Origin of the sequence: Microbacterium sp. OVT16B (assembly GCF_019969705.1) — a bacterium.
GTDB classification, from domain to species: Bacteria; Actinomycetota; Actinomycetes; order Actinomycetales; family Microbacteriaceae; genus Microbacterium; species Microbacterium natoriense.
Genome location: NZ_JAHXZA010000001.1, coordinates 1,419,524 through 1,441,567, shown reverse-complemented (window position 1 = coordinate 1,441,567; position 22,044 = coordinate 1,419,524). Strand labels below are relative to the sequence as shown.

The following is a 22,044-nucleotide window of genomic DNA, read 5'->3' as shown; positions in this document are numbered from 1 at the left end:
CCCGCGCATCCCATGATGTCAGCATCCGGGGAGCCGGGGGCGGAAGGCGACGTTCCGCGGGGGCGGAAAGGTTCGTGTTGGCCGCGCACCCCCATCGGCTCACAGACTGTTCTCAGGAAGGCGGAATCAATGAAGATCCTCGTGATTTGCGGTGCGGGCGCGTCGAGCACCTTCGTCGCGCAGCGTCTTCGCCGCGCGGCCGAGGCTGCGGGACTCGACTGGGAGACCTCTGCGGGCACCGCTCAGGCGGTCACCGAGTCCAGCGCCGACCTGATCCTGGTCGGACCGCACCTGAAGGACCGCGCCGCCGATCTGCAGGAGGTCCTGCCGATGCCGGTCGCCGTGCTCCCCGACGACGTCTTCTCCGACCGCGACGGGCGCCGCACGCTCGCGCTCGTCCGCGCCCTCCTCGCTGACAACCGCACCTCTTCGGAAGGAAGATCATGACCGCCACACGCACCGTACGGATCGGCTCATCCCACGGCCTGCACGCCCGCCCCGCGAAGCTGTTCGCCCAGGCGGCGAAGGACTCGGGCATCGCCGTCACGATCGCGAAGGACTCGGGCAAGGCCGTCAACGCCGCCAGCATCCTCGGGGTGATCGCCCTGGCGATCGAGTTCGGCGACTACGTGACCCTCACCGCCGACGGCGAGAACGCCGAGGGCGTGCTCGACACGCTCACGGAGCTGCTGACCACCGACCACGACCAGGAGAGCGCCGGATGACCGAGCTCAGAGGAGTCGGGATCGGCCTGGGCGTCGCCCAGGGCCCCGTGGTGCGCATGACGGAAGCCATGCCCGCGCCGCAGAACACCGCGAGCACCCTCGGCGCGGACGCCGAGCGGACGCGCGCCCGCGAGGCCGTCGCCGCCGTGGCGCAGGAGCTGACCGCCCGAGGCGCGACCGCAGGAGGATCGGCGCAGGAGGTGCTCGAGGCCCAGGCGATGATCGCCGAGGACCCGACCCTCCAGGACGAGATCGACGAGCGGCTGAACGCCGGCGGCACCGCGGAGTGGGCTGTGCACGACGCCTTCGCGGGCTTCAGAGCGACTCTGGAGGCCGTCGGCGGCTACCTCGGCGAGCGCGCCGCAGACCTCGACGACATCGCCCAGCGGGTGCTCGCGCGGCTGCGCGGGGTCGACGCCCCCGGCGTGCCCGACCCCGGTCACCCGTTCGTCCTGGTCGCCCGCGACCTCGCTCCCGCTGACACCGCTCTGCTCGACCTGGAGAAGGTGCTCGCCCTCGTCACGTTCGACGGCGGGCCGACGTCGCACACGGCGATCCTGGCCAGGGAGAAGGGCATCGTCGCGATCGTCGGCGCCGCAGCGGCCGCAGACCTCGCCACCGGCCAGACGGTCATCGTCGACGCCGCAGCCGGGATCGTCACGGCCGACCCGAGCGACAAAGAGAAGAACCGCGCCGCCGAGCGCGCCGCCGCACGCCTCTCGGCGGATGCGGCACCACTGACTCCCGGCGCCCTCGCCGACGGCACGCGCATCGCGCTGCTGGCGAATCTGGGAAAGCCTGCAGACGCGGCCGATGCCGTCGCGCGCGGGGCCGAGGGCGTCGGGCTCTTCCGCACGGAGTTCCTGTTCCTCTCCTCGGCGCAGGCTCCGACGATCGCGCAGCAGCGCGAGTCCTATCGCGAGCTGCTCGCGGCGTTCCCCGGCAAGAAGGTGGTCGTGCGGATGCTCGACGCGGGCGCCGACAAGCCGCTGGCGTTCCTCAACGACTCGCACGAGGAGAACCCCGCACTGGGGCTTCGCGGCCTGCGTGCTCTGCGCGCCAGCGAGGACATCCTGCGTGAGCAGCTCACGGCACTCGCGGAGGCGGATGCCGAGACCGACGCCGACCTCTGGGTCATGGCGCCGATGGTCGCCACCGTCGAGGAGACCGTGTACTTCACGACCCTCGCGCGTGAGTACGGGCTGAAGACGGCGGGAGTGATGGTCGAGGTGCCGTCGAGCGCGCTGCTCGCCGATCGGGTCCTGGCGCACGCGGACTTCGCCTCGATCGGCACGAACGACCTCACGCAGTACACGATGGCCGCCGACCGCCTGCTCGGTTCGGTGGCGGGCTTCCAGGACCCCTGGCACCCCGCCGTGCTGCGCCTCGTGCGCGAGGTGGGCGCCGCCGGCGCCCGGCTGGGCAAGCCCGTCGGGATCTGCGGAGAGGCCGCGGCCGATCCGCTGCTCGCCGTCGTGCTCATCGGCCTGGGAGCGACGAGTCTCTCCATGGCTCCGTCGGCCCTGGCCGACGTCCGTCGCATCCTCGCCACCCGCACCCTCGACGAGGCGCGCAGCCTCGCCGAGGCCGCCCTCGCCGCAGACGATGCGGCATCCGCCCGAACCGCCGTGACCACCCTCGCGGCTACCCTCCCTCAACACTGAAAGAGACCATCATGACGACGACGTCACCCGCCACCAAGCCCGGTGGCCTCCGAGTGGGCGTGCAGCGCTTCGGCACGTTCCTCTCGGGCATGATCATGCCGAACATCCCCGCACTGATCGCGTGGGGCATCATCACGGCCTTCTTCATCCCCGTCGGCTGGACACCGAACGCCCAGATCGAGACGCTCGTCGGGCCGATGATCCACTACCTGCTGCCGATCATCATCGCGTACACCGGCGGCACGCTCGTGTACAAGACACGTGGTGGCGTGGTCGCCGCGATCGCCGTGATGGGCGCCATCGCGGGTTCGGACTACCTGATCGCGCAGTACAACGCGGAGCTTCTCGCGGCCGACCCCGAGGCGAAGACCCTGGGACAGATCCACATGTTCATCGGTGCGATGATCATGGCTCCGCTCGCCGCATACACGATGAAGTGGCTCGACTCCCTGTGGGAGGGCAAGATCAAGTCCGGCTTCGAGATGCTGGTCAACATGTTCTCGGCCGGCATCTGGGGCTTCGTGATGGTGCTCGTCGGCTTCTACCCTGTCGCCTGGCTCGTGAACGGCATCATGAACGTGCTCTCCGGTGCCGTGGGATGGCTGGTCGACAACCATCTCCTCCCCCTGACGAGCATTCTGATCGAGCCCGCGAAGGTGTTCTTCCTGAACAACGCGATCAACCACGGCGTGCTGACCCCGCTCGGATCCCAGGAGGCGTCGGAGAGCGGCAAGTCGATCCTGTTCCTCCTCGAGGCGAACCCCGGCCCCGGTGTCGGTCTGCTCCTCGCATTCACGCTCTTCGGCATCGGCGCGGCGCGTGCCTCCGCCCCGGGCGCGGCGGTCATCCAGTTCTTCGGCGGCATCCACGAGGTGTACTTCCCGTACGCGCTCATGAAGCCGATCCTGATCCTGGCCCTGATCGCGGGCGGCATGACGGGTGTGACCACGAACATGCTCTTCAACACGGGCCTTGTCGCACCGGCGGCGCCAGGAAGCATCATCGCGGTGCTCGGCCAGACGTATCGCACCGACTATCTCGGCGTGATCCTGTCGGTGGTCCTCTCGGCCGCGGTCACCTTCCTGATCGCCACTCTGATCCTTCGTGCCAGCCGCAAGAAGGACCTCGCGAAGGAAGACGCGTTCGCTGCGGCGATCGCTCAGACCGAGGCCAACAAGGGCAAGTCCTCCGATGCTCTGAGCGGTCTCGCGGCGAAGACGGCATCGACCGCGACGCTCACCGCTCCGATCTCGAAGATCGTGTTCGCGTGCGACGCCGGAATGGGGTCCTCCGCCATGGGCGCGAGCGTGCTGCGCAACAAGTTCAAGAAGGCGGGCATCGAGGACCTCACGATCATCAACCAGGCGATCGCGAACCTCGACGGCACGGCCGATGTGGTCATCACCCAGCAGCAGCTGACCGACCGCGCGAAGGCGCAGTCCCCGAACTCGCTGCACGTCTCCGTCGACAACTTCATGAACTCTCCGAAGTACGAAGAGGTCGTCGAGATGGTCCAGGAACAGCGCGCCTCCGACGCGTGACAGACCGGCGGGGCGGATGCTGCGGCACCCGCCCCGCCACCACACTCAGAAAGGAATCACCATGAGCGTTCTCACCCCCGGACAGGTCCGCATCCACGCGGGGTCCGTCTCGCAGGAGGCGGCTCTCCAGGAGGCCACCGACATCCTCGTCTCCGTCGGCGCGGTAACGCCCGCCTACGTCGATGCGATGCGTCAGCGCGAGGAGACCGTGTCCACGTTCATGGGCAACGGCCTGGCGATCCCGCACGGCACCAACGAGACGAAGGACGAGATCCTCGCCTCCGCCCTGTCCGTCGTGCGCTACGACGGCGGAGTCGACTGGGCGGGAGAGCAGGCCAACTTCGTGGTGGGCATCGCCGGCAAGGGCGACGAGCACCTCGAGATCCTCTCCCAGATCGCGATCCTGTTCTCCGATGACGACGAGGTCGCGAAGCTCGCGGCGGCGCAGACGGCCGACGAGCTGTACGCCCTCCTCTCGGCGGTGAACGCCTGATGAAGGCGGTCCACTTCGGCGCGGGCAACATCGGCCGCGGATTCGTCGGACTGCTGCTGCACGACGGCGGATACGAGATCGTGTTCTCCGACGTCGCCGACGAGCTCGTCGACGCGATCAACGCGGCCTCGGAGTACACCGTGCACGAGGCCGGCCCCGGCGGAGTGGAACACATCGTCACCGGCTTCCGGGCGGTCAACAGCCGTCTGGACCCGGATGCCGTCGCCGACGAGCTCTCCACGGCGGACGTCGCGACGACCGCCGTCGGCCCCACGGTGCTGCGATTCGTGGCTCCGTCGATCGTCGCGGGGCTCCGTCGCCGCAACGCGGACGCTCCTCCGCTGCAGATCATGGCCTGCGAGAACGCGATCGGCGCCACCGACCAGCTGCGCGCGGAGGTCGAGAAGGCCGCGGGGACGGATGCCGCGGAGCTCCTGGCGAAGGCCGTGTTCGCGAACACCGCCGTCGACCGCATCGTGCCCGCTCAGGCGCCGGGGCAGGGCGTCGACGTCACGGTGGAGCCGTACGTCGAGTGGGCGATCGAGGCGGGGCCCTTCGGCGACTCCCGTCCGTCGATCCCCGGGGCGCACTTCGTCGACGATCTCGCTCCGTACATCGAGCGCAAGCTCTTCACGGTCAACACCGGCCACGCGGCGACGGCCTACTTCGGCGCCCGCGTCGGCGCCACCTCGATCGCCGCGGCGCTGGCGGATCCCGATGTGGCGAGAAGCGTCGAAGCCGCCCTGGAGGAGACCTCTGCCGTCCTGACGGCCGAGCACGGGCTCGACCCGGCCGATCTCGCCGCGTACCGGGCGAAGATCCTGGAGCGCTTCCGCAACCCCGAGCTGGAGGACAGCGTCGACCGCGTCGGTCGTCAGCCCCTGCGCAAGCTCTCCCGCCACGAGCGCTTCATCGGCCCCGCCGCGATGGCGAGCGAGCGCGGCCTCTCCACGGCGGGGCTCGTCGCCGCGGTGTCGGCTGCACTCGAGTTCGTCGAACCGGCCGATCCGCAGGCTGTGGAGCTGCAGCAGAGGCTGCATGACGAGGACGCCACGGCGCTGACCGCCGAGGTCACCGGACTCGATCCCGAGCATCCGCTGTTCCGCTCGATCCGGGATGCCGTGATCGCCCGCCAGGGGCAGCTCGGCGTCGTCTAGAGACTTCCTCCTGTGCTCCAGCCGGGGCGGTGCGATACGGTTACGATCGATTCACCGGACCCGACCGGAGCACAGCGATGTGCAGGGAGACTCATGAACACGTACGCCGTCATCGGCGCGGGGCCCTCCGGCCTCGCCGCCGTCAGAGCCCTGACCAGCCGTGGAATCACGGTCGACGGCTACGAGGCCTCGCACGGGGTCGGCGGCCTCTGGGACATCTCGAACCCGCGCAGCACCATGTACGAGTCGGCACACCTCATCTCCTCCCGGACGACGACCGAGTTCGCCGAGTTCCCGATGCGCTCGGACGTCGACTACCCGGGCCATCGGGTGCTGCTCGAGTACTTCCGCGAGTACGCCGAGCACTTCGGGCTCACCGGTCTCTTCCGCTTCGAGACCAGGGTCACGCGTCTCGAGCCGCGTGACGGCGGCTGGGATCTCACCGCCACCGGTCCCGATGGGACGAGCACCCGCTGGTACGCGGGAGTCGTCCTCGCGAACGGCACTCTCGCCGAGCCGAACGTGCCTTCCTTCCCCGGCGAGTTCACCGGGGAGATCCTGCACACGAGCGCGTACAAGAGCGCGGCGCAGCTCTCCGGCAAGCGCGTGCTGCTGATCGGGGCGGGCAACTCCGGCTGCGACATCGCCGTGGATGCCGTGCACCACGCGGCATCCGTCGACATGAGCGTCCGCCGCGGCTACTACTTCGTCCCGCGCTACCTCTTCGGCAGGCCCAGCGACACACTGAACCAGGGGCGCCCCCTCCCCGCGCGCATCAAGCAGGCCGTCGACACCCGCGTGCTGAGGGCGTTCACGGGAGACCCCGTACGGTTCGGATTCCCGAAGCCCGACTACCGCATCTACGAGTCGCACCCGATCGTGAACACGCTGATCCTCAACCACCTGGGGCAGGGCGATCTGCGTGTCCGTGCCGACATCGAGAGGTTCGACGGCCCGGTCGTGCGCTTCCGCGACGGGAGCACCGGAGAGTACGACCTGGTGATGCTGGCGACCGGCTACACGCTCGACTACCCGTTCGTCGACAAGACGCACCTGCACTGGCGCGGCGCCTCGCCGCGTCTGTTCCTGAACCTGTTCCCCGCCTCGTTCAACGGCCTCTACGTGATGGGCATGATCGAGGCGTCGGGCATCGGCTGGCAGGGGCGCTACGAGCAGGCGGATCTGCTCGCCGCCTACCTGGATGCCGTCGAGACCGACCCCGCGCGCGCCGCGCGGTTCCGCGACCGCGTGACGGGCTCGCCGTGGCCGGACCTCACCGGCGGGTACCACTACCTGGGCCTGGACCGCATGGCGTACTACGTCAACAAGGACGCCTACCGCGGAGCCGTCCGCCACGAGAAGGACGCGCTGGAGGCCGGAGCATGAACGTCGATGACGTCGTGCTGACGTTCTCCCCCGGGTCCCTCACCATCCTCAACATCGTCCTCGGCCTCATCATGCTGGGCATCGCGCTGGACACCTCCCCCGAGGACTTCCGGGTGGTCGCCAAGCATCCGAAGCCGTTCGTCATCGCGATCCTCGCGCAGCTGCTCCTGCTTCCCATCGCGACTTTCCTGCTCACCCTCGTGCTTCCCGTGGCGCCGTCGATGGCGCTGGGGATGCTGCTCGTGGCCTGCTGCCCACCGGGCAACATCTCCCAAGTGCTCACGCACCGCTCCGGGGGCAACGTCGCGCTGTCGGTGTCACTCACCGCGGTGGGCAACCTCGTCTACATCGTCGCCATGCCCCTGAGCATCACGTTCTGGGGGTCTCTGCACCCGACGGCCCGCACGCTGCTCCGCTCCGTCGAACTCGACCCGTGGCGGATGCTCGTCGAGATCCTGCTGATCGTCGGTCTGCCGTTCGCGGCCGGGCTCCTGATCCGCGCGAAGCTCCCCGCACTCACCCGACGGGTGCAGCCCTTCGTGAAGTGGTTCAGCCTGCTCGCCCTGCTCGGCTTCATCCTCGTGGCGCTCGTGGGCAACTGGGCGGTCTTCGTGCAGGTGCTCGGGATCATCCTGCTCGTCGTCACTGTGCACGACGCGGTGGCGCTGGCGCTGGGCTACGGCACGGCCGTGGTCGGCGGACTCGGCACCCGGGAGCGCAAGGCCATGACCTTCGAGGTCGGCATCCGCAACGCCGGTCTCGGTCTCGGACTCGTTTTCCTGTTCTTCGACGGTCTCGGTGGCATGGCGATCGTCGCGGGCTGGTGGGGCATATGGGACATCATCGCCGGCCTCGTGGTCGCCGGTCTCTGGGCCCGGCACACGAAGCGTCGAACCGGCTCCGCCACCGGAGACGCGACGCTGAAGGCGGCGTCATGAGCCGGGTGCTCGTCACCGGGGGCGGCGGGTTCCTCGGGTCGCACGTGGCCGCGGCTCTCGCCGCTCGCGAGGACGTCGAGCTCGCCGTCTCCGCCGATGTCCGCGCCGGAACTCCGCGCGACGGCATCGTCGACGAAGTGCTGGACGTCACGGATGCCGACGCGATCGCGCCCGTGCTGCGGGCGCACCGGATCGACACGGTGGTGCACCTCGCCGCCATCGTCAACCCCGGACGCGACGTCGAGCTCGAGTACCGCGTCGACGTGACCGGCTCCGCCCAGGTGCTCGCGGCCTGCGTCGAGACCGGTGTGCGCCGGATCGTCGTGTCCAGCTCCGGGGCGGCCTACGGCTACCACCCTGACAACCCGGACTGGATCGACGAGGACCAGCCGCTGCGGGGCAACGATGCCTTCCCGTACTCGCGGCACAAGCGCCTGGTCGAGGAGATGCTCGCCTCCTACCGAGACGCGCACCCTGAGCTGGAGCAGGTGGTGTTCCGCATCGGCACCATCCTCGGTCCGACCGTGCGCAACCAGATCACCGCGCTCTGGGACGGCCGGCGCCTCCTGCGCATCGCCGGCTCCGACTCCCCTTTCGTGTTCGTCTGGGTCGACGACGTGGCCGCAGCGATGGTGCGCGCGGCGACGGACGGCCCTGCCGGGATCTTCAACGTCGCCGGAGACGGACGGATGACGGTGCCCGAGATCGCCGCACGACTCGGCAAACCCCTGCTGGTGCTGCCCGCCTGGGCGTTGTCGGCCGCCCTGCGGATCGGAAGGACGCTGCGGCTCACCGAGCACGGCCCGGAGAAGGTGCCGTTCCTCCGCTACCGTCCGGTGCTGGCCAACGCAAGGCTGAAGGATGTCTTCGGGTTCGCTCCCTCACGCACGTCGGCCGAGGCTTTCGAGGAGTACCTCGCGACGCATCCGGGGGTCGCTCGCCGCTGACGAGCGGATCAGCCGAGCACGGCATCGAGGAGCGGATGCAGGTGTCTCGTGCCGAGCACCGTCGCCGCCGACCGCGCCCCGGCTGCCAGCGCCTCCGGAACCGCAGCGCCCGACAGCCGCGCGTCGAGGACGCCCGCGAGGAACGCGTCGCCCGCGCCGTTCGTGTCGACCACGTCAACGGGCTCCGCCGCCACACGGTGCTCGACGCCATCGGCATCCACCCCGACCGCACCGTCAGCGCCGAGGGTGCACACTGCGAGTCCAGCGCCGCGATCGATGCACGAGCGCAGGAAGGCGACAGGATCGGCGAGCCTGTCGGCATTGCAGAAGACGGCATCCGCAGCCTCCAGGAAGGGCCGGTGGAACTCCGCCTCGCCGTCGTAGTCGTGCACGTCGACCCAGAGCGGTCGTCCGCTCTCTCGGGCGAGGGGCAGCATCCGCAGCGGCTCGGCGGCGAGATCGAGCACGATCGCATCGGCTGCGGCCATCGCGGCGCGCAGCTCGTCGTCATGGTCGCCCTCGGTGGCGGCGGGGGTCGAGAGATACAGCGAGACCCGCGCGCCCGCTCGGGTCATCAGGTTGATGTGGCGTTCGGTCGTACCGATCCCCCAGCGCACCGGTACTCCGGCAGCGTTCAGCGCGGCGCGCACACGGTCTCCGTGCTCGTCAGCCCCCGCCTGCGCGCAGAGCAGCACGGAGCGACCGAGCCCGGTGAGACTCAGCGCCTTCCCCGCGCTGGTGCCGCCGACGGTGTCCCAGCTCGCCTCGGCGAACTGCATGTGCGGCACCGGTTCGGGGAGCCTGTCGAGCACCACGATCGAGTTCCAGGATGCGGGACCGGCGATCACGACGGAGGCGGAGGACATGCCCCCATCCTGCCGCAGCGGGCGCACTCAGCCGATGCGCTTGATCAGCGAGTCCACCGTCATCCCGTAGTCGATCCGCACCACCGGCAGCGCGAGCTTGTCGGTGCCGATCCCCACGAGTCCCGGCTCGATGGTGCGGGCCATCTCGTAGCCCGCCTGCGTCACGCCCTGCTTCGCCGTGTCGTTGTAGTGCCCGTACGGATAGGCGATCACCTGACGCACGCCGAGGATGTCCCCCGAGGTGTTGAGATCGGCGGCGATCTGATCCGCCGTCCAGTTGACCATGCGGCCCTTGCCGTTGTCGCCGGCCTGATGCATGTCGTGGGTGTGCGAGCGCCGCTGCACGTAGATCGACGGAGCGGGGTCCTGGCGATAGGCCGTGATCATGAACGACGTCGACAGCAGCTTGTACTTGTCGATCACCGGGACGGCCAGATCGAACCAGGTCTGGTCGGCGTCATCGTCGGTGATGATCACGGAGCGCGCAGGCAGATAGAGCTTCCCGTCGATGAAGGCGCTGAGCTCATCCCACGTGGGGAGGTAGAAGCCGGTCGTCGCGATGTGGTTCATCTGCGCGTCGAAGTCGCCGATGTACGCGTAGTTGCCGCGCAGCCAGCCCTTCTCCCCCTCGGGGTTCGCCGTGAACTGGTGGTACATGAGGATCGGGATCTTCGCGTTCTCCGCGACGTTCTCCTCCGGCGTCTTCCACGAGGCGAACAGTTCGACCTGCTGGTCGGTACAGACCACGGGATCGGCGCCGTTCACGCGGGCCGCCGGGTCGAACGCCGCCGCTGCTGCCGCCGTGGGGTACCAGCCGGCGAACACCTTCCCCTCGATCGCCGGGATCGGGAGGTTCTGATACAGCGCTGCCTGCGACTGCAGCAGGGGATCGGCCGGCGCGCCCTCTCCCGAGAACGTCACCGCGCACGCCTGCGGATCGTCGGCATCGGCGACCAGCTGCTGGGCAGGGGTGAGCGGATGCTCGATCACCCCTGCCTCCGCACGCGGAACGGGCTCCTCGGGAGCGCGACCAGCGATCCAGGCGTAGGCCCCGGCCGCTCCCCCTCCCAGGAGCACCACCGCGGTGATGATGAATACGACGACCTTGCGCTTGCGCTTCCCCCCGGCCATCGTGATCTAGATGTCGAAGCCTTCGGCGATCATCTCGACGAGCTCTTCCCGCTCCTCGACCGGGAGGAAGGCCGCAGCAGCGGCGTTGAACTGGAAGGTCTCCAGGTCGTCGAGGTCGTACTCGAAGGCCTCGACGAGCAGGGCCAGCTCACGGGTGAGCGAGGTGGCACTCATGGTGCGGTTGTCGACGTTCACCGTCACGGCGAAGCCGAGCTGGTAGAGCAGATCGAAGGGGTGGTCGGCGAGCGTCCTGCCCCACTTCTCGATCGCGCCGGTCTGCAGGTTCGACGAGGGCGAGAGCTCGAGCGGGATCTCGCGATCGCGCACCCAGCGGGCGAGGTCGCCGAACTGCACCTGCACCTCGTCGCCCTCCTCCGTGATCACCTCGAGGTCCTCGGCGATGCGCACGCCGTGACCGAGGCGCAGCGCGCGGCCGTCGAGCAGTGCAGAGCGGATCGATGCGAGACCGGCCGCCTCTCCGGCATGCACGGTGACCGGGAAGAAGTTCTCGGCGAGGTAGTCGAAGGCCGCACGGTGGTTGGACGGCGGGAAGCCGTCCTCCGGACCGGCGATGTCGAAGCCCACGGCCCCGCGACCGCGGAAGTCCACCGCGAGCTCTGCGATCTCACGCGCACGGTCGGTGTGGCGCATCGCGGTGATCAGCTGGCCGACGCGGATGCTGCGACCCGCGCGGTCGACGGCGTCCTCTCCCTCCTCGATGCCCTGCTGCACGGCCTCGACGGTCTGCTCCAGCGTGAGGCCGCGCGCGAGATGCTGCTCCGGCGCCCAGCGGACCTCGCCGTAGATGACGCCGTCGGCCGCCAGGTCCTGCACGAACTCGCGGGCGACCCTGGTCAGGCCCTCCTGCGTCTGCATGACGGCGGTCGTGAGGTCGAAGGTCTTCAGGTACTCGACGAGCGACCCGGAGTCGCTCTTCGTCGCGAACCACTTCCCGAGTTCGACGGGGCTGCTCTCCGGCACCTCGAGCCCGATGGCATCCGCGAGCTCGATGATGGTGGCCGGGCGCAGAGCGCCGTCGAGGTGGTCGTGCAGCGACACCTTCGGCAGGCTGCGCAGTGACGCTCCCTGAATGGAGACGTCGCCGTTCGCGTCGATCGACATGGAAGTTCCTCTCGGTCGCAGGTTCGCTCTGTACAGGCTAGCGGTCGGCGCTCAGGCCGTGATGCGCTCGCGCACGATCGGGCCGGAGGCCGGAGCCTCGTCGCCGATCTCCCACGAGCCCGCAAGAGCCTCGAGCGCGCGGGGGAACCGCGCCTCGTCGGCCGCGGACAGCGTGAACAGCGGCTGCCCCGCCACGACACGGTCACCGGGCTTGGCGTGCAGATCGATGCCCGCCTCGAAGACCACGGGGTCCTCGGCCCTGGCACGGCCGGCGCCGAGACGCCACGCGGCGATCCCGAACGGGAGCGCATCCATGCGCGACACGACGCCGTCGGCGTCCGCCGTGACGACGTGCGTCTCGCGAGCGGTCGGCAGCGCGGCATCCGGGTCGCCGTCCTGGGCGCGGATCATCGCCTTCCAGCTGTCCATCGCACGTCCGTCGTCGAGCGCCTTCTCCACATCGGCATCCGGCTGTCCGGCGAGGGCGAGCATCTCCTTGGCCAGGGCGAGCGTGAGCTCACGCACGTCGGAGGGGCCGCCGCCGGCGAGCACCTCGACCGATTCACGCACCTCGTTGGCGTTGCCGATCGCGAGTCCGAGCGGCACGTTCATGTCGGTCAGCAGCGCCGTGGTCGCCACGCCGGAGTCGGTGCCCAGCGCGACCATCGTGCGGGCCAGTTCGCGGGCGCGGTCGATGTCCTGCATGAACGCGCCGGAGCCGAACTTCACGTCCAGCACCAGAGCATCCGTGCCCTCGGCGATCTTCTTCGACATGATGCTCGACGCGATCAGCGGGATCGCCTCGACCGTGCCGGTGACGTCGCGCAGGGCGTAGAGCTTCTTGTCGGCGGGGGCGAGGCCGGAGCCCGCCGCGCAGATCACGGCGCCGACGTCGCTCTGCATCTGCGCGAACATCTCCTCGTTGCTGAGCGCCGCGCGCCAGCCGGGGATCGACTCGAGCTTGTCGAGCGTGCCGCCCGTGTGGCCGAGACCGCGTCCGGAGAGCTGCGGCACCGCGACGCCGAACACGGCGACGAGAGGGGCGAGCGGAAGGGTGATCTTGTCGCCGACGCCGCCGGTGGAGTGCTTGTCGACGGTCTTCTTGCCCAGGCTCGCGAAGCTCATGCGCTCCCCCGTGGCGATCATCGCGTCGGTCAGCACCCGGATCTCGTCGCGCTCCATGCCGCGCTGGAACACGGCCATCGCGAACGACGCCATCTGCGCGTCGGACACGTAGCCGCGGGTGTAGGCGTCGACCATCCAGCGCAGCGCCGGCTCGGGGACGACCCCGCCGTCGCGCTTCGCGCGGATCACGTCGACGGCGTCGAAGGGCTCAACAGACATCAGCGAACGTCCTCAAGGTCTCGGGGGCCGAATGCATCCGGCAGTACTTCATCGATGGTGCGGATGCCGGAGACGGTCTCCAGGAGCATCCCGGGCATGGCGTGCTCGAACAGCAGCTGGCGGCAGCGGCCGCACGGCATGATCGTCTCGCCGTCGTTGTTGACGCACACGAAGGCGACGAGCTTGCCGCCGCCCGACATGTGCAGGTCGCCGACCAGCGCGCACTCCGCGCACAGAGTCACTCCGTAGGAGGCGTTCTCGACGTTGCATCCGGCGACGACCCTGCCGTCGCTGACCAGTGCGGCGGCGCCGACCCGGTAGCGCGAGTACGGCGCGTACGCCTTCGCCATGGCATCCGTCGCGACCTGTCTCAGGTCGTCCCAGTCGATGTCGGTCATGTCTCTCCTAGGACTTGATGTACGGCTTGCCGTCGGCGGCAGGGGCCTTGATCTGTCCGGCGAACCCGGCGACCGCGAGCAACGTCACCACGTAGGGCAGCATCAGCATGAACTCGCCGGGGATCGGCGTCTTCAGGATCGAGAGCAGGTTCTGGAGGTTCGTCGCGAAACCGAACAGCAGGGCAGCGAGCGTCGCGCGGATCGGGTCCCACCGACCGAAGATCACCGCGGCGAGGGCGATGAATCCGAGGCCAGCGGTCATGTCCTTGCCGAACTGCGGCACGGAGACGAGCGTGAAGTACGCGCCACCCATGCCGGCGATCGCACCCGCCAGCAGCACGTTCCAGAACCGGGTCGGATTCACCTTGATGCCCACGGTGTCGGCCGCCTGCGGGTGCTCACCCACGGCGCGCAGCCGCAGACCCCACCTGGTGCGGTACAGGCCCCACGCGACGACGGCGACGGTGATGAACATCAGATACCCGATGAACGTCTGATTGAAGAGCACCGGCCCGATGATCGGGATGTCGCTCAGCAACGGGATCTCGATGCGCGGGAAGCGCACCGGGGTGTTCAGCGCCGCCTCGTTGGGTGCGAGCAGCGCGCCGTAGAGGAATCCGGTGAGGCCCGTGACCAAAACGTTGAGCACGACGCCGACGATGACCTGCTCGACGAGGTACTTGATGGCGAACGCGGCGAGCACGCTGGCCACCAGGACGCCGCCGATCATCGCGCCGACCAGACCGACGAACGGGTTCCCGGTGATGCTGGAGAGCAACGCGGCGGAGAACGCGCCGAGGAGCAGCTGCCCCTCGATCGCCACGTTCACGACCCCGGCACGCTCGCCGATCACTCCGCCGAGCGCACCGAACACCAGCGGCACCGACAGCGACACCGCTCCGAACAGCAGGCTCGTGACAGGCACGAGGCCACCGGCGGCTGCCCAGACGAGGAACGCGAAGACCGCGAGCACGCTGAACGCGATCACCAGCCAGAGCGAGGGATCGCGGTACGTCCACGCCCCCAGGAACGCCCCGACCGTCAGCACCACAAGGACGCCGAAGACGACCCAGAACGTCGACGCGGTCGGGAGAGCCACGTCCGGCAGCGCGAGCGCAGAGGACTGGTCGGAGAGGCGGAACGTGCTGATGCCGTCACGCGGCACGAGCAGGAACAGGAGTGCGAGGAGCACGGTGGCTCCGGCCAGCACGATCGGCGCCTTGAGGTGCCGCTCTTTCACGGTCGCCAGCTGCACAGTGCCGTCGGAGGCCTGGGTCTGCACGAGGGACATCATGCCGCCACCGCCTTCTTCGCGGCCTTGGCTCTGAGCCTCGCCGCCTTCTCGATATCGGTCTTCGGGAGGAAGAACACCGTGCGCAGCAGCGGCGGCGCAGCGATGAACAGCACAACGAGCGACTGCACGACGAGCACGATGTCGACCGGGATGTCCTGCGCCTGCATGGAGAAGGATCCTGCCTTGAGCGCGCCGAACAGGATGCCGGCGGCGAACGTGCCCCACGCGCGACTGCGTCCGAGCAGGGCGACGGTGATCGCGTCGAAGCCGATGCCGGCGTCGATGGTCTCGGTGACACCCGTGGTGACCGCGCCCTGGACCTGGTTCATACCTGCGAGACCCGCGAGACCACCGGCGAAGAGCATCGCGTAGACGTAGATGCGCTGCACGCTGATGCCAGCGGCGCGCGCGGCGTGCGGGTTCTCACCCACCGCGCGCATGCGCATGCCGAGCGACGAGCGCTCGATGAGCCACCAGACGAACAGGGTCGCTACGATCACGATGACGAAACCGAAGTCGAGCAACGGGAACTGCGGTCCCAGCAGCGTCGGGAACTGCGCGCTCTCCGGCGTGGCCGAACCGAGCGCCTGATTCGTGCCCGGCTTCTGGAGCAGGCCGGGGGTGCGGATCATCCAGAGCAGCAGGTAATACGCGATGTAGTTGAGCATGATCGTGAGGATCACCTCGTGTGCACCCGTGCGTGCCTTGATCAGGCCCGCGATGGCGCCCCAGAGCGCGCCGCCCGCGATACCGACAATCAGCGTCACCGGGATGTGCAGCCAGATCGGCAGGTCGAGCGAGAACGTCAGCAGAGCCGCGACAGCGACACCGATGAGCATCTGCCCACGGGCGCCGATGTTGAACAGGCCGACGCGGAACGCCAGCGCGACGCCGAGGCCGGCTGCGATGAGCGGCGCGGCGAAGCCGAGGGTGTTCGTCAGGGGGCGGATCTGCGCCGCGAAGTCCGCGCCGCGGGCGTTGAAGATCGCCCCGCGGAACAGCGCCTCGTACCCGTTGTACACAGCGTTCCAGGCGGCGACGAACGTGTCACCGGGCTGGGCGAAGAAGTAGACCGATGCCGCCTGCACGTCCTCGTTCGTCACCGCGATCAGGATGCCGCCCACGATGAGCGCCAGGATGATCGCGAGGATCGTCGTCACGGCACTGCCGCGGAGGATCTCCTTGAGGATGACATTGCCGCGCGGGGGCGGCGGCACATCGGACGGGTCGCGCGGGACCGTTCCGGTGCTCGTGCCGAGTTCCTGCGGCGGGATCCGCTTGGTCACATCTCCTGCGCCGGGTGTCGCTCCGCTCATGCGTCGACCTCTCCTTCGACCGCTCCGGCCATCATGAGTCCGAGCGTCTCCCGAGGCGTGTCCCCGGGGACGATGCCGACGATCGTGCCGCGGTACATGACGGCGATCCGATCGGCGAGAGCTGCGACCTCGTCGAGCTCCGTGGAGACGACGATCACGGGCACGCCCGCGTCGCGCGTTTCGATGATGCGCTTGTGGATGAACTCGATCGAGCCGACGTCCACTCCGCGGGTGGGCTGCGCCGCGACGAGAAGGCGCAGATCGCGGCTCATCTCCCTGGCGATGACGACCTTCTGCTGGTTTCCGCCGGACAGCGTGCCCGCGGGGGTCTCCGGACCCTGCGTGCGGATGTCGTACTCGGTGATGCGGGCGCGGGCGAACTCGTCGAGCGCCCCACGCCGCAGCGTCCCGGCGCGGCTGAACGCCGGGTCGTCCGAACGGTCGAGGATCAGGTTCTCCGCGACGGAGAACCCGGCCACCAGGCCGTCTTCCGTCCGGTCCTCCGGCACGAACCCGACACCGGCGTCGAGGATCGCGCGCACGCTCTTGCCGACGAGCTCGTTGCCGTCGAGCTCGATGGTTCCCTCTACACGGGCGGCGAGACCGACGATGGCCTCCACGAGCTCGGTCTGCCCATTGCCCTGGACGCCCGCGATCGCGAGCACCTCTCCCGGTCGGACGGCGAAGTCGACGCCGTCGACAACGATCGCGCCCGTGGACGTCAGCACGCGCAGCGCCTTGACCTCGAACCCGCCTTCGCCCAGGCGCGGCGGCTCCTTGTGAACAGTGAGCTCGACGGCCCGGCCGACCATGAGCGAAGCGAGCTCCGCGTTGGTCGCGGTCGGGGACGCCTCGCCGACGACGCGGCCGAGACGGACGATGGTGATCTTGTCGGCGACCTCGCGGACCTCGCGGAGCTTGTGCGTGATGAACACGATCGCCGTGCCCTCGTCGCGCAGCTGACGCATGATGCTCATCAGCTCGTCGGTCTCCTGCGGGGTGAGCACCGCCGTGGGCTCGTCGAACACGAGCACCTTCGCGTCGCGCGACAGCGCCTTGATGATCTCGACACGTTGCTGAACGCCGACGGGAAGGTCGCCGACGAGAGCGTCGGGGTCGATGTCGAAACCGAAGCGTGCCGCCACCGACCGCACGTGCTCACGCGCCTTCGCGATGTCGAGCCTGCCGAGAGCCTTGGTCTGCTCATGTCCGAGCATCACGTTCTCGGCCACGGTGAACACCGGGACGAGCATGAAGTGCTGGTGGACCATGCCGATCCCCGCAGCCATCGCGTCACCGGGACCACGGAAGCGCTGCACCTCGTCATCGAGGAGGATCTCGCCCTCGTCAGCCTGATACAGGCCGTAGAGAACGTTCATGAGGGTGGACTTGCCTGCACCGTTCTCACCGAGCAGCGCGTGGATCTCACCGGGCTCGACCACCAGATCGATGTGGTCGTTGGCAACGAGGGTGCCGAATCGCTTGGTGATGCCGCGAAGTTCGAGCTTCATATCTGCACCTTATCCAGAAGAGTCATCCAGGAGAATCATCGTCTGTCCACGACACGGGGCGAGTGGCAGCTTGCTCACCACTCGCCCCGTGCGGGAACTGCGACGGAATTACTTGGAGGTCGGGGAGTTCGGGGACTCCACCTTGATGTCGCCCGAGATGATCTTCTCCTGCAGAGCCTTCAGCTCGTCGGTCAGACCGGCCGGGAGCTTCGACTCGAAGTCGCCGAATCCGGAGAGCTTGACGCCTTCGTTCTCGAGCGTTCCCACATACGGGGCCGCGTCGAACTCACCCTTAGCCGCGGCCAGGGTCGCGTCCTTCACGGCGACGTCGATCGCCTTCATGATCGAGACGAGCGTGATGCCTGCGACGCTCGGGTCGGCGACGGCGAGGTCGCTGTCGACACCGAGCATCAGAGTGTCCTTGCCGCTGTCGGCGATCGCCGCGGCCGCGCTCTGGTAAACGGGGCCGCCGACCGGGAGGATGACGTCGACACCCTGATCGAGCACACCCTGTGCGGTCTGCTTGGCGGTGTCGTTCGCGTCGAAGCCACCCGTGAAGGAGCCCTTCTGCGTAGCCTGGTCCCAGCCGAAGACCTCGACCGACGCCGACTTGTCCTCGTTGTACTTCTCGACGCCCAGCTGGTAGCCGTCCATGAACACCGCAACGGACGGGATCTGCATTCCGCCGAACGTGCCGACCTTGTTCACACCGCTCTGCGCGGACCATGCCGCGGCGGCGTAGCCACCGAGGTACGCGGCCTGGGCCGTGTCGAAGACGAGGGGCTTGATGTTCGGAGCGTCGACCTTGCCGTCGAAGTCGTTGTCGGCCCAGTCGTCGATGATCGCGTAGTTGAGCTTCGGGTTGGCGAGCGCAGACTCCACCGTGGCCGCCGAGAGCTTGAAGCCGACGGAGATGATCAGAGAGCAGCCCTCGGAGACCGCGGTCTCAAGGTTGGGTGCGTAGTCGTTGTCGTTCGCGGATTCGAACTCGAGCGGCTTGATGCCGAGTTCCTTGGCCGCGGCGTCCATGCCTTCCTTGGCGGACTGGTTGAACGACTTGTCGTTCCATCCGCCGGCGTCGGAGACCAGGCAAGGAAGGAAGTCGGATGCAGCGGGCTTGTCAGAGCCGCCCGGCTTGTCGGTCGGAGCCTGGCCACAGCCGGCGAGGGCGAAGATGACGCCCGCGGCGACGGCTGCGCTCAGCAGCTTCTTGGTGGTGGAGATGGTCAACTCATGCCTCCCTCAGCGAACCCGCGGCCATCGCGGATCGCTCAAAGTTACCTACTGTTTCGACGTGAACACAGATTCACAAGCCCGACGTTGGCGAATCTTTACAAAGCCGAAACCTTTTCCACGAATGAGCATCGATAAGTGCTCATCAGAGCAGAGGTGGATTGACGCTAGGAATCCGATCTGACACTGTCGGTACCGACAAACGAACGACCGGAGAAGGTAGAGAAAGTGCTTAAAAAGAAGATCTACGGAGGGCTCACCGCCCTCGCAATTGGAGCGTCGCTGCTGGCCGCATCGCCTGCGCAGGCGGCCGGATATCCAGAAACATGGACCTCGACGGGATACGAACTCAAACAGTCGTGCCAGAACGCTGTGCTGTGGAAGGCACAGGAACTCAGGTTGAAGGGCTATCAGGCGACCGGATTGGGTTGCGTGAAAGAAGCCTCCGGAATTTGGTTCGGCAAGGTGTCCTACAGAACCCCCTGATTCAGGACTGGGGCCCGCTCCGGACCGCCTCCGGGGCGGGCTCACCAGCGGCAGCGACGTCTGTGGACTGGAGGAGCTGTCTGCCTGCAAGAGTTTGTTTGAAGATGGCATCGATGCGGCCCGTTGAGTCCTTGTTGGACGGAGCGCCGACTCTGAGAGCGTGCAGGCAGCATGGCACTCATTGAGCCGCCTGTACCGTGCAGTCCAGGGGGTCGTCACGTAGGTGCACGTCGCGCGGACGTCCGGGTCCGCGTCTCGAGACACTTGAGCGTGCTCATCAGAGCACGTCGCCGCGCCCCGTCAGCTTCAGCGACTCCACGACGCCCTTGACACGCTGCGCGTGCTCGACCGTGGTAACCAACAGGGCGTCCGGGGTGTCGACCACCACGATGTCCTTCACCCCGACGAGGCTGATCACGCGGCTCGTCTGACTCACGAGGATGCCGCTCGCCGCATCCGACAGCACCCTGGCCTTGGGGCCGAGCACGGCGAGGTCGTTCTTGCGGCCGTTGGTGATGAGCTTGGTCAGAGAGGCGAAGTCCCCCACGTCATCCCAGTCGAAGTGACCGGGCACCACGGCGAGGCGTCCGCGCTGGGCCGCGGGCTCCGCGACGGCGTAGTCGATGGCGATCTTCTTCAGGCGGGGCCAGATGCGGTCGACGGCGGGGCCGCGACGGTCCCGGTCGTCCCATGCCTCGGCGAGCTCGATCAGCCCCGCGTGCAGCTCCGGCTCGTTGATCGCCAGCTCGTCGAGCAGCACGCTCGCCTTGGCGATGAACATGCCCGCGTTCCAGAGATAGCTGCGGTCGGCGATGTACGCCTTCGCGGTCTCCAGGTCGGGCTTCTCGACGAAGCTCTCCACGAGAGACGCCTCGCGGGCGCCGTCGACGACGAGCTCCTCCCCCTGCTTGATGTAGCCGAAGCCGATGGCGGGCTCGGTCGGAGTGATGCCGATCGTGCAGATGTACCCCTCGCGCGCGACCTCGACGGCATCCCGCACGGCGAACTCGAACACGCGAGTGCCGCGGATCACGTGGTCGGCGCTGAACGAGCCGATGATCACGTCGGGGTCGCGGCGGTGCAGGATCGCGGCGGCCAGGCCGATCGCCGCCGCCGACTCGCGCGGCTCCGACTCGAGGAAGACGTTGAGATCGGGGATGTCGGGGAGCTGCTCCTCCACCGCGGCGCGGTGCGCGCGGCCGGTGACCACGGCGATCCTGTCGTGCCCGGCGAGCGGCTCCAGCCTGTCCCACGTGTCACGCAGCAGGGAATGACCAGAGCCGGTGAGGTCATGCAGGAACTTGGGGGCGTCCGCCCGCGACAGCGGCCACAGCCTGCTGCCGATGCCGCCAGCTGGGATCACCGCGTAGAAGTCCTTGATCGGTTGGGTCACCTGGCCAGAGTACCCGCCGCCCATCATGCGCACAGGCTCTCGACACCATGCGGAAATCCTCTCGACATCGAGACACTTAGGTTGCCCTTCGTCGCTCTCAGCGATCTGACAGGAATAGGATGGACACCGATCGGCCGTGCCTGATGTGATGACAGGCTCACACTTGGACCACGCACTGCACGCGACCGAGTCACTTCGATCCAGGGAGGACGACCGTGTCCACAAGCGCTCGCTTGACACCGTCGATTTCGGAAACCACGTCCAAGACCCCGCGCGGCACCCTCTACCGGGGCCGCGAAGGCATGTGGTCGTGGGTGCTTCATCGCATCACCGGAGTCGCCATCTTCTTCTTCCTGTTGGTGCATGTGCTCGACACTGCACTCATCAGGGTGTCGCCGGAGGCGTACAACGCGGTGATCGGCACCTACAAGAACCCGATCATGGCGCTCGGCGAGGTCGTGCTGGTCGCTGGCATCGTGTTCCACGCGATGAACGGTCTGCGCATCATCGCGGTCGACTTCTGGTCGAAGGGCGCCAAGTACCAGCGTCAGCTGTTCTGGGTCGTCATCGGCGTCTGGGCCGTGCTGATGGCCGGCTTCGTGCCGCGCCACCTCGCGCTCGCGTTCGCCGGCTTCGGAGGAGGACACTGATGACCGCTCAGACCGTCGCCGCCCCGATCCGCCGTCAGCGCGGATTCAACCTCGAGAAGTGGGGCTGGCTCTTCATGCGCGGCTCCGGCATCGTGCTCGTGGTGCTGATCTTCGGCCACCTCTTCATCAACCTGATGGTCGGCGAGGGCATCCACGCCCTCGACTTCGCATTCATCGCCGGCAAGTTCGCCACGCCGTTCTGGCAGTGGTGGGACGTGCTGATGCTGTGGCTCGCGCTCATCCACGGCGCCAACGGCATGCGCACCATCGTCAACGACTACGTCACGAACAACACGGCACGCAAGGTGCTCATCTGGGCACTGGGCCTCGCAGCCGGCCTCCTCATCCTCCTCGGCACGCTCGTGGTCTTCACGTTCGACCCGTGCCTCGGAGTGACCGAGTCGAGCACCCTGTGGGACACCTGCCAGGCCGTGGCTAACTGATAGAGA

22 protein-coding genes are annotated in these 22,044 nt (G+C 68.1%); 12 read left to right on the top strand and 10 right to left on the bottom strand.

What is annotated here, in order from left to right; all coding sequences use genetic code 11:
• Positions 1-129: 129 nt before the first annotated feature.
• From LC438_RS06755 to LC438_RS06715, 9 genes are all read left to right on the top strand, one after another.
• Positions 130-447, top strand: coding sequence for a PTS sugar transporter subunit IIB (locus tag LC438_RS06755; protein WP_105675328.1), 318 nt, complete (start codon positions 130-132; stop codon positions 445-447).
• A complete protein-coding gene (locus LC438_RS06750) occupies positions 444-725 on the top strand; it encodes an HPr family phosphocarrier protein (RefSeq protein ID WP_105675330.1) in 282 nt (93 codons plus the stop codon). The genes LC438_RS06755 and LC438_RS06750 overlap by 4 nt, the downstream gene beginning before the upstream one ends.
• Positions 722-2,389 (top strand): phosphoenolpyruvate--protein phosphotransferase, encoded by a 1,668-nt coding sequence (ptsP, locus tag LC438_RS06745; RefSeq protein WP_223586164.1) that lies wholly within the window; start codon positions 722-724, stop codon positions 2,387-2,389. Before LC438_RS06750 ends, ptsP begins: the two co-directional genes overlap by 4 nt.
• A gap of 11 nt (positions 2,390-2,400) precedes the next feature.
• Positions 2,401-3,930 (top strand): PTS mannitol transporter subunit IICB, encoded by a 1,530-nt coding sequence (locus tag LC438_RS06740; RefSeq protein ID WP_223586163.1) that lies wholly within the window; start codon positions 2,401-2,403, stop codon positions 3,928-3,930.
• Between the two features lie 61 nt (positions 3,931-3,991).
• Positions 3,992-4,423, top strand: coding sequence for a PTS sugar transporter subunit IIA (locus LC438_RS06735; RefSeq protein ID WP_105675336.1), 432 nt, complete (start codon positions 3,992-3,994; stop codon positions 4,421-4,423).
• Complete coding sequence (locus LC438_RS06730) at positions 4,423-5,580, top strand: mannitol-1-phosphate 5-dehydrogenase (RefSeq protein WP_223586162.1); 1,158 nt, start codon at positions 4,423-4,425, stop codon at positions 5,578-5,580. The genes LC438_RS06735 and LC438_RS06730 overlap by 1 nt, the downstream gene beginning before the upstream one ends.
• 93 nt (positions 5,581-5,673) lie before the next feature.
• A complete protein-coding gene (locus LC438_RS06725) occupies positions 5,674-6,966 on the top strand; it encodes an NAD(P)/FAD-dependent oxidoreductase (RefSeq protein WP_223586161.1) in 1,293 nt (430 codons plus the stop codon).
• Positions 6,963-7,904, top strand: coding sequence for a bile acid:sodium symporter family protein (locus tag LC438_RS06720; protein WP_105675342.1), 942 nt, complete (start codon positions 6,963-6,965; stop codon positions 7,902-7,904). The genes LC438_RS06725 and LC438_RS06720 overlap by 4 nt, the downstream gene beginning before the upstream one ends.
• On the top strand, positions 7,901-8,851 hold the full coding sequence (locus LC438_RS06715) for an SDR family oxidoreductase (RefSeq protein ID WP_223586160.1): 951 nt from the start codon (positions 7,901-7,903) through the stop codon (positions 8,849-8,851). Before LC438_RS06720 ends, LC438_RS06715 begins: the two co-directional genes overlap by 4 nt.
• Positions 8,852-8,859: 8 nt before the next feature.
• On the opposite strand, the gene LC438_RS06710 is transcribed toward LC438_RS06715, so the two are convergent.
• The 9 genes from LC438_RS06710 to LC438_RS06670 form a co-directional block, all read right to left on the bottom strand.
• Positions 8,860-9,717, bottom strand: a complete 858-nt coding sequence (locus LC438_RS06710; RefSeq protein WP_105675346.1) for a carbohydrate kinase family protein — start codon at positions 9,715-9,717, stop codon at positions 8,860-8,862.
• Positions 9,718-9,744: 27 nt separating this feature from the next.
• Positions 9,745-10,848, bottom strand: coding sequence for a polysaccharide deacetylase family protein (locus tag LC438_RS06705; RefSeq protein ID WP_105675348.1), 1,104 nt, complete (start codon positions 10,846-10,848; stop codon positions 9,745-9,747).
• Between the two features lie 6 nt (positions 10,849-10,854).
• Positions 10,855-11,970, bottom strand: a complete 1,116-nt coding sequence (locus tag LC438_RS06700) for an adenosine deaminase (protein WP_105675350.1) — start codon at positions 11,968-11,970, stop codon at positions 10,855-10,857.
• A 51-nt stretch (positions 11,971-12,021) separates the two neighbouring features.
• On the bottom strand, positions 12,022-13,314 hold the full coding sequence (locus LC438_RS06695) for a thymidine phosphorylase (RefSeq protein ID WP_223586159.1): 1,293 nt from the start codon (positions 13,312-13,314) through the stop codon (positions 12,022-12,024).
• A complete protein-coding gene (locus LC438_RS06690; RefSeq protein ID WP_105675354.1) occupies positions 13,314-13,712 on the bottom strand; it encodes a cytidine deaminase in 399 nt (132 codons plus the stop codon). Before LC438_RS06690 ends, LC438_RS06695 begins: the two co-directional genes overlap by 1 nt.
• 7 nt (positions 13,713-13,719) lie before the next feature.
• Positions 13,720-15,003 carry an ABC transporter permease gene (locus tag LC438_RS06685; protein WP_374197886.1) on the bottom strand — a complete coding sequence of 428 codons (1,284 nt, stop codon included), beginning with the start codon at positions 15,001-15,003 and terminating at the stop codon, positions 13,720-13,722.
• On the bottom strand, positions 15,003-16,322 hold the full coding sequence (locus LC438_RS06680; RefSeq protein ID WP_105675358.1) for an ABC transporter permease: 1,320 nt from the start codon (positions 16,320-16,322) through the stop codon (positions 15,003-15,005). Before LC438_RS06680 ends, LC438_RS06685 begins: the two co-directional genes overlap by 1 nt.
• A complete protein-coding gene (locus LC438_RS06675) occupies positions 16,319-17,833 on the bottom strand; it encodes an ABC transporter ATP-binding protein (protein ID WP_105675360.1) in 1,515 nt (504 codons plus the stop codon). The genes LC438_RS06680 and LC438_RS06675 overlap by 4 nt, the downstream gene beginning before the upstream one ends.
• A gap of 108 nt (positions 17,834-17,941) precedes the next feature.
• The gene (locus LC438_RS06670; RefSeq protein WP_105675362.1) at positions 17,942-19,063 is read right to left on the bottom strand and encodes a BMP family protein; all 1,122 of its coding nucleotides are present in this window, start codon (positions 19,061-19,063) and stop codon (positions 17,942-17,944) included.
• 231 nt (positions 19,064-19,294) lie between these two features.
• On the opposite strand from LC438_RS06670, the gene LC438_RS06665 reads away from it, so the two are divergent.
• Positions 19,295-19,552, top strand: coding sequence for a hypothetical protein (locus tag LC438_RS06665; protein ID WP_146114334.1), 258 nt, complete (start codon positions 19,295-19,297; stop codon positions 19,550-19,552).
• A gap of 277 nt (positions 19,553-19,829) precedes the next feature.
• Here the strand turns inward: LC438_RS06665 and LC438_RS06660 are convergent, their stop codons facing one another.
• The gene (locus LC438_RS06660; RefSeq protein WP_105675399.1) at positions 19,830-20,945 is read right to left on the bottom strand and encodes a mannose-1-phosphate guanylyltransferase; all 1,116 of its coding nucleotides are present in this window, start codon (positions 20,943-20,945) and stop codon (positions 19,830-19,832) included.
• A 215-nt stretch (positions 20,946-21,160) separates the two neighbouring features.
• On the opposite strand from LC438_RS06660, the gene sdhC reads away from it, so the two are divergent.
• Both sdhC and LC438_RS06650 read left to right on the top strand, forming a co-directional pair.
• A complete protein-coding gene (gene sdhC / locus LC438_RS06655; protein WP_105675364.1) occupies positions 21,161-21,595 on the top strand; it encodes a succinate dehydrogenase, cytochrome b556 subunit in 435 nt (144 codons plus the stop codon).
• Positions 21,595-22,038 carry a succinate dehydrogenase hydrophobic membrane anchor subunit gene (locus tag LC438_RS06650; RefSeq protein ID WP_105675367.1) on the top strand — a complete coding sequence of 148 codons (444 nt, stop codon included), beginning with the start codon at positions 21,595-21,597 and terminating at the stop codon, positions 22,036-22,038. The genes sdhC and LC438_RS06650 overlap by 1 nt, the downstream gene beginning before the upstream one ends.
• Positions 22,039-22,044 lie beyond the last annotated feature (6 nt).

What these genes read in the sequence shown, in the direction of transcription:
- LC438_RS06755 (WP_105675328.1), top strand. Translation starts at nt 130, where the DNA reads ATGAAGATCCTCGTGATTTGCGGTGCGGGCGCGTCGAGCACCTTCGTC.
- LC438_RS06750 (WP_105675330.1), top strand. Translation starts at nt 444, where the DNA reads ATGACCGCCACACGCACCGTACGGATCGGCTCATCCCACGGCCTGCAC.
- ptsP (WP_223586164.1), top strand. Translation starts at nt 722, where the DNA reads ATGACCGAGCTCAGAGGAGTCGGGATCGGCCTGGGCGTCGCCCAGGGC.
- LC438_RS06740 (WP_223586163.1), top strand. Translation starts at nt 2,401, where the DNA reads ATGACGACGACGTCACCCGCCACCAAGCCCGGTGGCCTCCGAGTGGGC.
- LC438_RS06735 (WP_105675336.1), top strand. Translation starts at nt 3,992, where the DNA reads ATGAGCGTTCTCACCCCCGGACAGGTCCGCATCCACGCGGGGTCCGTC.
- LC438_RS06730 (WP_223586162.1), top strand. Translation starts at nt 4,423, where the DNA reads ATGAAGGCGGTCCACTTCGGCGCGGGCAACATCGGCCGCGGATTCGTC.
- LC438_RS06725 (WP_223586161.1), top strand. Translation starts at nt 5,674, where the DNA reads ATGAACACGTACGCCGTCATCGGCGCGGGGCCCTCCGGCCTCGCCGCC.
- LC438_RS06720 (WP_105675342.1), top strand. Translation starts at nt 6,963, where the DNA reads ATGAACGTCGATGACGTCGTGCTGACGTTCTCCCCCGGGTCCCTCACC.
- LC438_RS06715 (WP_223586160.1), top strand. Translation starts at nt 7,901, where the DNA reads ATGAGCCGGGTGCTCGTCACCGGGGGCGGCGGGTTCCTCGGGTCGCAC.
- LC438_RS06710 (WP_105675346.1), bottom strand. Translation starts at nt 9,717, where the DNA reads ATGTCCTCCGCCTCCGTCGTGATCGCCGGTCCCGCATCCTGGAACTCG.
- LC438_RS06705 (WP_105675348.1), bottom strand. Translation starts at nt 10,848, where the DNA reads ATGGCCGGGGGGAAGCGCAAGCGCAAGGTCGTCGTATTCATCATCACC.
- LC438_RS06700 (WP_105675350.1), bottom strand. Translation starts at nt 11,970, where the DNA reads ATGTCGATCGACGCGAACGGCGACGTCTCCATTCAGGGAGCGTCACTG.
- LC438_RS06695 (WP_223586159.1), bottom strand. Translation starts at nt 13,314, where the DNA reads ATGTCTGTTGAGCCCTTCGACGCCGTCGACGTGATCCGCGCGAAGCGC.
- LC438_RS06690 (WP_105675354.1), bottom strand. Translation starts at nt 13,712, where the DNA reads ATGACCGACATCGACTGGGACGACCTGAGACAGGTCGCGACGGATGCC.
- LC438_RS06685 (WP_374197886.1), bottom strand. Translation starts at nt 15,003, where the DNA reads ATGTCCCTCGTGCAGACCCAGGCCTCCGACGGCACTGTGCAGCTGGCG.
- LC438_RS06680 (WP_105675358.1), bottom strand. Translation starts at nt 16,322, where the DNA reads ATGAGCGGAGCGACACCCGGCGCAGGAGATGTGACCAAGCGGATCCCG.
- LC438_RS06675 (WP_105675360.1), bottom strand. Translation starts at nt 17,833, where the DNA reads ATGAAGCTCGAACTTCGCGGCATCACCAAGCGATTCGGCACCCTCGTT.
- LC438_RS06650 (WP_105675367.1), top strand. Translation starts at nt 21,595, where the DNA reads ATGACCGCTCAGACCGTCGCCGCCCCGATCCGCCGTCAGCGCGGATTC.